Annotated in this window: 12 protein-coding genes and 1 pseudogene; 10 read left to right on the top strand and 3 right to left on the bottom strand. The window is 59.2% G+C overall.

All coding sequences use genetic code 11. The annotated features are described in order from the left end of the window. Positions 1 to 290 precede the first annotated feature (290 nt). Positions 291 to 467 carry a hypothetical protein gene (locus FCU66_RS41490; RefSeq protein WP_168992214.1) on the top strand — a complete coding sequence of 59 codons (177 nt, stop codon included), beginning with the start codon at positions 291 to 293 and terminating at the stop codon, positions 465 to 467. A gap of 19 nt (positions 468 to 486) precedes the next feature. Here the strand turns inward: FCU66_RS41490 and FCU66_RS37665 are convergent, their stop codons facing one another. After that, positions 487 to 2,262, bottom strand: a complete 1,776-nt coding sequence (locus tag FCU66_RS37665) for a PAS domain S-box protein (protein ID WP_246094185.1) — start codon at positions 2,260 to 2,262, stop codon at positions 487 to 489. A gap of 373 nt (positions 2,263 to 2,635) precedes the next feature. On the opposite strand from FCU66_RS37665, the gene FCU66_RS37660 reads away from it, so the two are divergent. From FCU66_RS37660 to FCU66_RS42410, 6 genes are all read left to right on the top strand, one after another. Then, positions 2,636 to 3,385 (top strand): DUF4142 domain-containing protein, encoded by a 750-nt coding sequence (locus tag FCU66_RS37660; RefSeq protein WP_136622538.1) that lies wholly within the window; start codon positions 2,636 to 2,638, stop codon positions 3,383 to 3,385. A 20-nt stretch (positions 3,386 to 3,405) separates the two neighbouring features. Beyond that, positions 3,406 to 4,008 (top strand): general stress protein, encoded by a 603-nt coding sequence (locus FCU66_RS37655; RefSeq protein ID WP_136622534.1) that lies wholly within the window; start codon positions 3,406 to 3,408, stop codon positions 4,006 to 4,008. A 314-nt stretch (positions 4,009 to 4,322) separates the two neighbouring features. Continuing rightward, positions 4,323 to 4,661, top strand: a complete 339-nt coding sequence (locus tag FCU66_RS37650; protein ID WP_281285593.1) for a response regulator — start codon at positions 4,323 to 4,325, stop codon at positions 4,659 to 4,661. Between the two features lie 107 nt (positions 4,662 to 4,768). After that, entirely contained in the window at positions 4,769 to 5,563 is a 795-nt protein-coding gene (locus tag FCU66_RS42420; RefSeq protein WP_246094184.1) for a cache domain-containing protein, read from the top strand. Then, positions 5,557 to 5,934, top strand: coding sequence for a hypothetical protein (locus tag FCU66_RS42415; RefSeq protein WP_246094183.1), 378 nt, complete (start codon positions 5,557 to 5,559; stop codon positions 5,932 to 5,934). Before FCU66_RS42420 ends, FCU66_RS42415 begins: the two co-directional genes overlap by 7 nt. A gap of 150 nt (positions 5,935 to 6,084) precedes the next feature. Further along, positions 6,085 to 6,513: a sensor histidine kinase gene (locus tag FCU66_RS42410; RefSeq protein ID WP_246094182.1), complete on the top strand. Its 429-nt coding sequence runs from the start codon at positions 6,085 to 6,087 to the stop codon at positions 6,511 to 6,513. Between the two features lie 827 nt (positions 6,514 to 7,340). On the opposite strand, the pseudogene FCU66_RS42970 reads toward FCU66_RS42410, so the two are convergent. Next, a pseudogene (locus FCU66_RS42970) lies at positions 7,341 to 7,545 on the bottom strand (CsbD family protein). A 249-nt stretch (positions 7,546 to 7,794) separates the two neighbouring features. Here FCU66_RS42970 and FCU66_RS37630 point away from each other — a divergent pair. Next, positions 7,795 to 8,076: a DUF982 domain-containing protein gene (locus FCU66_RS37630; protein WP_136622536.1), complete on the top strand. Its 282-nt coding sequence runs from the start codon at positions 7,795 to 7,797 to the stop codon at positions 8,074 to 8,076. A gap of 150 nt (positions 8,077 to 8,226) precedes the next feature. Here the strand turns inward: FCU66_RS37630 and FCU66_RS37625 are convergent, their stop codons facing one another. Continuing rightward, on the bottom strand, positions 8,227 to 9,390 hold the full coding sequence (locus FCU66_RS37625) for an extracellular catalytic domain type 1 short-chain-length polyhydroxyalkanoate depolymerase (protein WP_168992215.1): 1,164 nt from the start codon (positions 9,388 to 9,390) through the stop codon (positions 8,227 to 8,229). 254 nt (positions 9,391 to 9,644) lie between these two features. Here FCU66_RS37625 and FCU66_RS37620 point away from each other — a divergent pair, with 254 nt between their 5' ends. Both FCU66_RS37620 and FCU66_RS42400 read left to right on the top strand, forming a co-directional pair. Further along, positions 9,645 to 10,127, top strand: coding sequence for a pyridoxamine 5'-phosphate oxidase family protein (locus FCU66_RS37620; RefSeq protein ID WP_136622537.1), 483 nt, complete (start codon positions 9,645 to 9,647; stop codon positions 10,125 to 10,127). 131 nt (positions 10,128 to 10,258) lie between these two features. Next, positions 10,259 to 10,575, top strand: a 317-nt coding sequence (locus FCU66_RS42400) for a YhjD/YihY/BrkB family envelope integrity protein (protein WP_246680298.1), incomplete at its 3' end; no start/stop codon positions are given.

Raw genomic sequence — 10,575 nt, 5'->3', positions numbered from 1 at the left:
CTGTTGAGGCTCCACACCTAATCGCCTGGCGTCACAACGTCATTGCTGGCGGGTGTCACGATAATTCTGCAGCAAGACAACGCCCGCAATGCGTTGCGCATAAAAGCAGGAATCTTGACACGCGGTGCTCGCATCCAAGAACAGGCCCCGAATGCGACGCCCGCCGCTCGGAGGGGATGCAATGCCGCGCCCACTTCTCTGAACAAAGGGTTGCTCAAGGAACAAAAACGCCGTTCCGCAATTTAGGAAAGGCGGCGAAGGGTGGTCGTTAGCGTTATCAGGAGGTTCAAATGGGTTTTTTCGGAAAGTTGTTTTCTGGGTCCGGAGGCAAGAAAACGGCCGACAAGAAAGTTGGTGAGATGAGGAAAGCGACCGGCGCCGGGCCAGCACTTGCCGCGCACTCAAAGGACGCTAAATCGACCGCGCCGACTGGACAAAATCCGGCGGCTGCCGCCAAGAAAAAGTGAGCCGATGGCCGCGTATCGGTCACACGGGCTCGTTTAGATTTGCTTCTACAAAAGCCAGCGGCGCTACAAGCGTCCATACGACACCATGGTCGCCGTATTCGATATCGGCTGTACCGTTCAAAGCCTGCGGAGCGACGCGTTTCAGAACCACGGTTCCAAACCCGCCATTGGCGATGGATTGGACCTTGGGGCCGTCTGTCTCGGTCCAGGTCAGTTTGATGGTCTGTTGTCCGTTGATTTTATTGACATCCCAAGCAACCGCGATCTTGCCCGTGTGGCCGGACAGAACCCCGTATTTGGCGGAGTTGGTAGCGAGTTCGTGGAAGGCGATGCCGAGATACTGAACTGCATTGGGACTGAGCGTGATGGAAGGCCCTGACATCGAGAGCATGTCGTCGCTGCCGAATGGCTTCGACTGCGCCAGCAACAAGTCGAAAATCGTAGCCCCTTTCCAGTCCCCTGACACCAGCAAATCGTGGGAACGCGAAAGCGCCATGATACGCTCTCGAATCTGGTGTTCGAACCCGCCCGGATTTTCGCTGCGCTTGTTCGTTTCTCGGATCATCGACAGAATGACTGAATACTGGTTCTTCACACGGTGGTTGACTTCGCGCATCAGCATGCGGATCCGGTGCTCGCTCTCCTTGGCCCCCGAAATATCCCGAGCAATCTTCGACGCGCCGACAATGCGCCCCCCTTTTCCACGGACCGGCGACACTGTGAGGGAGACCGGCACCCGGCTCCCGTCCTTGCGTTGGCGGGTCGTTTCGTAACTTTCCACCCGTTCGCCCTTACGAATCCGCTCCAGGATGCGAGGTTCTTCATCCTGATGATCTTCCGGAATAAGCATGTTGACAGGCTTGCCGATGGCCTCTTCGGCTGTATATCCAAACAACCGCTCGGCGCCTTGATTCCAGCTGTTGATGATACCTTCCAGATTTTTACTGACGATGGCGTCATAGGAGGACTCTACAATGGCGGACAGATGCTGCTTTGCCTCGTCGGCAATCGCGCGCTCCGTAAGGTCCAGCAGCATGTTAACGGCGCCGATCAACTCCCCGCTTTCATCTCGGATCGGCGTTGGAAAAGGCAGAAACGGAAAGAGCGTTCCATCTGGACGCTGTGCCAGAGCTTCCTGGTTGCGGACGGGGCGGTTTTCTTTGAGAGCGATGGCCATCGGGCATTGATCATAAGGTAGTTCCGTACCGTCAGGGTTGAATAGGCGGAATGTAACGCACCATTTGTCCTTGCCGATCTCGGGTGAACGGCCTGCGAATTCCGCCGCAGCCGGATTGAAGTAAGTGATGGTACCTGCCGCATCCGTCGTATAAACGGCTACAGGAAGGTTATCGAGTATCTGATGGAACTGATCGTCTTGGCTTAGGAGCTCAGCGCGGGCTCGGTGTAAATCCGTCACATCGATCGTAAAGCATCGCGTACCGACCAGTTTGCCGCTTTCAATACGAGCCGTCGACGTGATCTCGACATACCGGATCGATCCGTCCGATGTGCACAACCGTGCCGGGTATTTGTCGATCTTCTCGCCGCGATTGAGACGCGCCAGAATATCGTCGATGACTTCGGCGTCGGGGTAGAAATCGCCAATGTGTCTCCCGATATACTCGCTCGCATCGTAACCGAGCAGATCGAGTTCGGCCTTGTTGGCGTGAATTATGGCCCCGTCATTGCCGACGACGTGAAGGGCGATACTGCCATTTTCGAAAAAGTCTTTGTAATCGAAGTCCGTTTCGCAAGAAGGCGGCGCTCTCGAATCTACGATTCCTAGCTGTGCCACGTTTGTCCCCATTTCTCAAACATAACGATACGAAACCCTGCGCGAAGCAATCTGTTCCTCTGGCCGGTTAAATTTCAGCGTCCCCCCTCACGCGCACCCTCCGACGCCAGGGCGCGGGCCACTCAGGCGGCCACCTGATCGGTACTTCCCACCGTATCTGGTACGAAGCCGGAACTTTTGAGGCTCCTAAAAGTTCCGCTAGGGGATTTTCCCACAGGGGCGGGGACCAAGCGACTCCGCCGAAAAATTGCCGTCGCCGTGGGCTCTAGGCACCGCATCTACCAAACCGCTATATCGCTTTTCCACCGGAACAAACCCGGCGCATCGTGGTTACTCGTTCATCGCCCAGTCGTGCATCAACGAGGACAAACTCATGAAAACTCGTCACTTAATGGCCTGCTTGGCCGCTGCCACTGCCATGACTTTTGCCATGCCTGCCTTCGCCACTGACAATGCGCAGGAGTTCGTCGACAAGGCCGCAGCCGGCGGAATGTTCGAGGTGGAATCGAGCAAGCTCGCCCAAGACAAGGTCTCTGACCAGAGCGTGAAGGACTTCGCACAGAAGATGATCGTCGATCACGGCGCGGCCAACGCCAAGCTGCAGTCGATTGCCGGCGAGCAGAAGCTCGAGGTCCCTGCCGCGCTCGATCCGCAGCACAAGGCGGAGCTGGACAAGCTTCAGCAGGCCGAAGCACCGCTCGATCAGCCGTATGTCGAGGCGCAGCGCAGTGCCCATACGGACGCGGTCGGCTTGTTTGAGGCCTACGCCAAGGACGGCGACAACGCCACGCTCAAGGCTTTCGCGCAGGAGACCTTGCCGACCCCCAAGATGCACAAGGACATGATCGACAAGATCGCCACTTCGATGAAGTCGACGGACACGACTTCGGCGACACCGGCTGTCACGACCACCGAAACAACCAATCCGTCAGCTCCCGTACCCGGCGCGAACAGCTTCACCGAAGACCAGGCGAAAAGTCGGATCCAGGACGCCGGTTATTCCGACGTCTCGGCGCTGACCAAAGACGACCAAGGCATCTGGCGTGGCAAGGCCAACAAGGACGGCAAGAGCACCGGGGTTGCGCTGGATTACCAGGGCAACGTCGTTGCCGGCACAAACTGAACAAGAAGGAGAACGCGAATATGAAAACTCTCACGGGGCTGTTCGATGACTACGACGATGCCAGGGATGCGGTGAGCGAACTGGAAGCGACGGGGATTCCCCATTCCGACATCAGCATTGTCGCCAACAATTCGAAGGACTGGTACGACAATGACACTTCCAAGGCGTCTGAGGACGCCGCTGGTGGGGCGGGACTCGGCGCGCTGGTTGGCGGTGCCGGGGGGTTGCTCACTGGGTTGGGGATTATGGCCATTCCGGGCGTCGGACCAGTCGTGGCTGCTGGTTGGCTAGCGGCAACTGCCGCTGGCGCGGTGGCTGGTGCCGCCGTTGGTGGTGCGGCCGGCGGCATTGTCGGTGCACTGACGGATTCTGGCGTTCCTGAATCGGATGCTCATGTCTACGCGGAAGGCGTGCGCCGCGGCGGGACGCTGGTTACCGCAAGAGTAGGCGATGAACTTGTCCCCGAAGCCGAAAGGATTCTCGGGGAAGCCAGTTCGGTGGACGTAGCCGACCGTCGGAGGAACTACGAGGCGGAAGGTTGGACGGGGTTCGATGCCGGCGCCGGCAACTACACCCAGGAGGAGGTCGACCCCGACCGATCGCGTGCCGCAAACCGACTCTAACCGGTGCGGCTAACCGACTGTGAACACAGCTCCCGTCACCGCGAGGTGGCGGGGCTCTTACGCGACAGATATTGACCAGGTGCGTTCGCTCGCAGCCGCAACAAATCAGTTGCCTGGGGTGCGGAACGAATATTTCTTCCGCGAATTGTTAGCGGACGCTAATTGATTGCAGGAGGGACGAATGGCTCGTGGTATTTTGCTTTGGCTTTTGGGAATTCCGATTCCGATTATCATTCTCATCATGCTGTTCGCTCGCTAGGGTCTTACTCGACACTGAAGGGTGATCTCACTTGGTTGATGCAAGGCGCCTTAGAGTGCTCGTTGTTGAGGACGAAGCGCTTGTAGCCATGCTCATCGAGGACATGCTGATGGAGTTGGGGTACGAGGTGCTTGGGCCTGCAATGCGACTTGAGCCCGCATTGATGGCCCCGGACGAGAATTTCGATGTAGCCCTCCTCGACGTCAATTTGGCGAATGAACAATCGTTTCCAGTGGCCCAGCTGCTCCGGGAAAGAGGCATCCCGTTCGTTTTCGCCACCGGCTATGGTCTGCGGGGATTGGACGAGCGCCTCCGGGAAGTGATGACGCTTCAAAAGCCCTTCGAGCCACATCAACTCGCGGATGCAATTTCCTTTGTGCTCGCCTCCGAATAGGCGACTAGTCTGAGTATGGTTAAACGCGCGCCCAGGATGGTGTGGGGATTGAAATTGCCTCGTCTGTCAGCTCGATTTATCTGCTGGGCCTGATAACCGCGGCCGTCGTGCCTGTCTGGCTCTTCGCGGCCTATCTCCTTGCCCAATATGCTTTCAATGAACGGGCTCGTTTCGAGAGCGAGGCTTTGCAAGTCGCACGCCAGATGTCACTGGTGGTCGAAGGCGAACTTACCAACCTGGCTACAGTCGTTGAAGGCCTGTCGAAATCTGCGGCTGTGGCTGCAGGCGACCTGATGACGTTGCACAAGGAAGCGGTGCGCTTGGTCCAGGGTACGCACCGCGTGATCGTGCTTCGTGACCTGGGCCGTCACCAACTGATCAACACCGAGATGCCCTACGGAACCGCGTTGCCGCCGGCATCTGGGCTATCGGCGTCGGATCTCGCCAAATTCAAGTCCAATCTGCCGATCGTCAACAGCGTCCATGCCGTGTCGGGGGAATTTCGGATTGATGTCGCGATCCCTCTGCATGGCCCGAAGGGCGAAGACTGGCTTCTCGCCATCTCGGTGCCCACCGCCCATATTCGCGACGTCATGATGCCGGCTGTGCCTGAGGGCTGGACGATTGGCGTCGGCGACCGCGAGGGCGCCTATGCGGCACGATCCTCGCTGCACGAGGAGATGACTGGCAAGCCGGGTTTGCCAGAATATCTGAAGAAGGTTGCAGGCCGCTCCGGCACGTTCACCTCGCGCAATTTTCAGGGCGTGACGATGCTCGCCGGCTATTACCGGTCCGGTGCTTCCAACTGGTTCTACACTGCGAACGTGCCCTCTCGGTCGTCCAGGCACCCTTCTGGCGATCTCTGGCAACGATCGCCGCCCTCGCCCTGGTGGCGATGTTGATCTCGTCCGCACTCGCTTACGCAGTCGGCAAAGGGTTCGCAAAGGCGGCCCGCGATCTGGCGAACCGCGCCGATGCTTTGGGACAGGGCCGACCGGTGACGGCCATGTCGACGGCAATCTCCGAGTTTGCAGTGATTGCTGACGCCCTTGTTGCTGCCGAACGCGCACTTGCCGAACGTGAGTTCGAACTGCAAGCGGTCTTGGAAACCGCCCCTGCGGCGGTCTGGTTCACCTATGATCCGCAAGCACGCAAAGTGATACGCAATCGCTTTGCGGTCGAGCTCATGGGATTGCCTTCCGATTTCGGAAATCCTTCGGCGCTACCGATCTGGTCATCGATACAATCGCGGTGCACGACGGCCACACGGTGAGCCGCGAGGATCGGTCGCTGAGCAGAGCGATGCGCGGCGAGCAGACCGACCACCAGGAATTCACCTACATTTTGCCGAGTGGGGTACAGCGCACCCTCCTGTCGAGTGCGCGCCCGATCCGGGGCGCCATCGGGCAACGTGATAGGCGCGGTGCAGGTCAGCCTTGACATCAGTGAGCGCAAGCGTGGCGAAGAGCAGCGTAAACTGCTCGTCAACGAGCTCAATCACCGGGTCAAGAACACCTTGGCGGTGGTTCAGTCGATTGCGAGCCAAACCCTGCGCAACGCAAACAGCCTGCCCGAGGCGGGACGCTCGCTCGCAAGCAGGCTCGTCTCGCTCGCCAAGGCTCACGATATCCTGACGCAAGAGAACTGGAGCGGCGCCGACCTGAAAGACGTTGTCACCGCAGCCCTCTCGCCGCATGCCGAAGCAGAGCACTTCCACCTCTCCGGGGACCCGGTTTGGCTTTCCCCCTCTGGCGCGTCCCTGTCATTGGGCTTCCATGAACTGACTACCAATGCCATCAATATGGGGCTCTTTCGAGTGACGAAGGAACCGTCTCGATCTGCTGGATCGTGAGACACCTGGCAGGAAGCAGGCGTGTGCGAATTGAATGGCGCGAGCGGGACGGCCCTTTTGTTGCACCGGTTGAGCGCATGCTTGAAAGGCTCTTGGGACCAGAATCTGCGGGCAACGTTACCATCACGTTCGAACCGACCGGCGTCGTCTGCGTTTTTGACGTTGACCTTGAAGAAGTTGAGAAACGCGTGGTTTTGCAGGAACCCGGGGGTCAGAAACCCGACTCCCCGGGCTCGTCAAGTCGGTAGTGCGGAACAACTTTCAGAGGCAATCGTAGCTAAACAACGATTGACACGCGCAACAGCCGTGGTGGACGAGTCAGCGACGGCGGTACAACAGCGTTAGTTCCGGCGCCACGCTCCGCCTCAGCGCTTGACACGGTTCAGCCCACCGGCTTTGAACCGATGGGCTGTGTAAATGATGTGGGAATGCCAGGATTAGCCGCCATTGGCGGGAGCCGCCGGTCCAGCAGGAGCAGGTTCGCTAGGCACGGGCGAAGCTGGTGCAGTTGGAGCCGCGGCAGGCGCATCAATCTTCACATTGATATCTTTCCCGCCACCACCCCCGCGAATGTCCACAATTCCGGTGACGAGCAGAAGGCCGACTATAACCACCAACGCCAAAATGATTGCTACTGCAGTGGTGCCGCCGCCCCCACCTCCACCTGTATTGATGACAGTTGGGCCTTCAGCCATATTCGCCTCCCTTTTAGAATTCAACGCAGCAAAACCGCGTGTGCGATATAACGGATAACGCCGCGTTATGTTCCTGTTGGCGAGAAGCACATCAGGCCCGCGACCAGTAGCCCGCCGACCTGATGTCTAACTTCAAAGCTTCTTATTGATCGCTGCCGCCGTCTTGTTCATCCTGCTGACTTCACGTCGCCAACGGCCTTCTGGACTTTGCCCTTCGCCTCTTAGGCTGCGCCCTCTGCCCTCAGCCTGTCATTTCCGACGGCCTTGCCGACGCCTGCTTCACATTGCCGGCTGCCTGATTTGCAAGACCGGCTGCTTTGTCATTTGTGCTTCCCATGATTCGCGCTCCCTGGAGAGATTAATCAACGCCTTCAGAACGCTGCGAATCGAGAAGGTTCCTCGCAGCGCAGATTGTGAACTTCGCGGGCGGCTCGGAGTGCGAGTGGGTTTGTCTGCTTGATGTCTACCGCATTGCTGACCGACCCTCGTGGCTAGCCTGCCACTCTGGTGTTGGTCGATGCAACCAGCTTGGACCGTCGGCGTTATCGAGCCGTTCCAATTTTCACCAGGGCAGGGAACAAAGGGCATGAGCAGATTTCTTCCTCTCACCATCCGATTTGTCGACGGAACCACAATGATGGTTTCATCCATTGCAGATGCACAGAAAGCGCTGGCGTGCCAATGGCGAAACAAGGAAGCCGCAACATACAACGATGCCGCGCGTCTGCTGTCGGCCGCCAAAGACGGAGTTTGCAAGCCTGGCGTGGCCTTCGAAGCATTCAGGATTGCGGCGCACAAGCAGGGGCTCCTTCAGCCAACCAGACCCAGCTCTGCGCTCGGCAGACTGGATGAATTGACATCCCGGTAGCCAGGTGAGGAATGCCAGCAGCAAAGTCACGTGCGGCTGGGGCTGTTGACGCGGATCGGGACAGGTCCCTTGTTGGGCTGGCTGAGAATTTGGCGTCAGCTGTGGTCTGCGGGCGCTCGGGTTAGAGACATTTGTTCCGCGCGCGGGTGGCTAGCGCATCAACCCGGCGGCGCGCAGGGCATCCTCGATGACCTTAGTGATGCCAGCGGCCGAACCGCGCGCATCACCCGGCCGCGCTTCCGCGGCGGGATCGATGCGCATAGCTCGCGGCTTTTCAGGGATGTTGTAAGTTTTTAAGGCGGTGGCGGCGGGCATCGCCGACACGGTCTCCGTAGTCGCCGCGCGCCGTGCGGCTGGCTTCACGAGGCCCCAGAAGCGGGCGATATGGCGTGTCGAGGAAATCCCGACCTCCAGCATGAACGGCCCAGCCCTGCCCAGGCCATCATCGCCGGCCGTCTGCAGTGGCGTGCCATGGCCCATGCCGGCCACGCCGTATTTTTCGATCAGCTCCCGGCCACTGCCGTCGCACCAGACCTGTCGTGTCTGGCCATCGACCGTCTCGACGCGCGTCGGGCTGGTGCCCACGCCATGCACCCCTTGCCATTGCGCGATGATGGCATCCGCATTGGATGGCACGACGGTGTTGTCGGCCGAGCCCTGCCAGACCGAAATCATCGGCCAGGGACCCCTGTGTGACGAGGCCCCGCGCAAGCGCCCTTGCAGGTCGGCCTTGGACGGGCCGCCGTGACCACGCATGCGGTCGAAAGCCTCGGGGATTGTCGAGGCACTGCCATAGGCCAGTCCGGCGATGATTGCGCCGCCGGCGAAAACCTCCGGATAGGTTGCCAGCATCACCGTCGCCATGGCGCCGCCGGCGGAAAGGCCGGTGATGAAAATACGCTTGCGGTCAAGCCCATGCGCAACCACTGCTGCCTCGATCATCTGGCGGATGGACAGCGCTTCGCCGCTGTCGCGCCTGATATCTCCAGGCACGAACCAGTTGAAGCAGAGATTGGCATTGTTGGCGCGCTGCTGCTCGGGCAAGAGGACCGCAAAACCCTGCTCCGTCGCGAGTTGCGACCAGCCGGAACCATCATCATAGCCGGCTGCGCTCTGCGTACAGCCATGCAGCACCACGACCAGTGCTGCGTCCTCCGGCAGGTTTTCGGGAACGTGGAGGCGTGCGCGCAAGGCGCCGGGATTGGAACCGCACCCGGCCACGTCGGACAGCCGATCGTCACGGCGCTGCCCTGAAGCGACGGGGCGGCCGCGCATTGCGCTCAGCCGCGCGATCGTATCTGACATGTTTCGCAAATCGGTATCCTTGCTTGCCGGGATGGCGTCGCACACAACGCGCTTGCAGCAATATCGTTGCTGCACTGCACAATAACGAGCTTACGCGAAGTCAGCCGAGGAGGAGGTTCGTCTTGGCCGACCTAAGCCAGCGGTCCACGCTTGCTACTCAGCCGGCCCGCGCCTTCCGCCTCCAGCGGATCTTTGCTTGCTGATTGGAACGGAGAAAGCCCACGGTCGTTTGCCTTCTTTCGCCAGTCTGAAAGGAAGTACAGATGCCGGCTCCTGCTGAACTCGAAGCCAAGTTCTGGAAGTCCCTGAAGTCCGATATGACAATGATGATCGGCGTCGACGGATCGAAGGTTATCCCTCGTCCGATGACAGCACAGATAGAGGGTGACCGAAACGGCCCGATATGGTTCTTCACCGCCAAAGACACCGAGCTTGTCAAGGGTCTGACGAGCGGCACACAAGCGACGGCTACCTTCACTTCGAAGAGCCACGATCTGTTCGCCACACTACAAGGCAAGCTCTGGCTGGACAACGACCGTGCAACGGTTGATCGGCTTTGGAACCGCTTTGTCGCCGCATGGTTTGAAGGTGGGAAAGATGACCCGAAGCTGGCGCTGTTGCGGTTCGATCCACAGGAGGCGGAGATTTGGCTGGATGGCTCGAGCGTGATGGCTGGCATCAAAATGCTGCTCGGGTTCGACCCAAAGGAAAGCTACAAGGATAACGTCGCAAAAGTCGACCTATAGCTGTTGGCGCGACCTAGGCAGGCTATCCAGGAGCATTCCTTTAGAAACCTACCAATACACCTCCAAGGCGGAACGGAGCCACCACGCGATGGACAGCAGTCTTCGTTGATCGATGCCGAAGCGGCCAGTCGCTGTCGACGTCGGAAGGCAGCAAGGTCGCGCTAAGGTCGGAGCATGGTGATCGCGGGCGCCATGCTGACTGGCCATCGCAAATTCCAGCGCTCGGTTGGAAGGATATTTTCTGGCGACTGTGGGAAGAGTTCAACAAGGATCGCGATCTCCTGGTGGCTGCCGGAGCCACCTTCTATCTCCTTCTCGCGCTGTTTCCGGCGCTGGCGGCGTTCATTTCGATTTATGGTTTTGTCGCGGATCCTGTCACCGTCGCGGACCATGTTGCCTATCTCGGCGGTTTGTTGCCGTCGGGAGGCCTAGATGTGGAGCCTCAACA

Origin of the sequence: Mesorhizobium norvegicum, assembly GCF_004919685.1 — a bacterium.
Classification (GTDB): Bacteria; Pseudomonadota; Alphaproteobacteria; order Rhizobiales; family Rhizobiaceae; genus Mesorhizobium; species Mesorhizobium norvegicum.
Note: the sequence above shows the minus strand (reverse complement) of the source record. Positions and strands in the feature narration are given on the sequence as shown.

Excerpts from the sequence above, each read along its gene's own strand:
- FCU66_RS41490 (WP_168992214.1), top strand. The coding sequence starts at position 291 with ATGGGTTTTTTCGGAAAGTTGTTTTCTGGGTCCGGAGGCAAGAAAACG.
- FCU66_RS37660 (WP_136622538.1), top strand. The coding sequence starts at position 2,636 with ATGAAAACTCGTCACTTAATGGCCTGCTTGGCCGCTGCCACTGCCATG.
- FCU66_RS37655 (WP_136622534.1), top strand. The coding sequence starts at position 3,406 with ATGAAAACTCTCACGGGGCTGTTCGATGACTACGACGATGCCAGGGAT.
- FCU66_RS42415 (WP_246094183.1), top strand. The coding sequence starts at position 5,557 with ATGTTGATCTCGTCCGCACTCGCTTACGCAGTCGGCAAAGGGTTCGCA.
- FCU66_RS37630 (WP_136622536.1), top strand. The coding sequence starts at position 7,795 with ATGAGCAGATTTCTTCCTCTCACCATCCGATTTGTCGACGGAACCACA.
- FCU66_RS37620 (WP_136622537.1), top strand. The coding sequence starts at position 9,645 with ATGCCGGCTCCTGCTGAACTCGAAGCCAAGTTCTGGAAGTCCCTGAAG.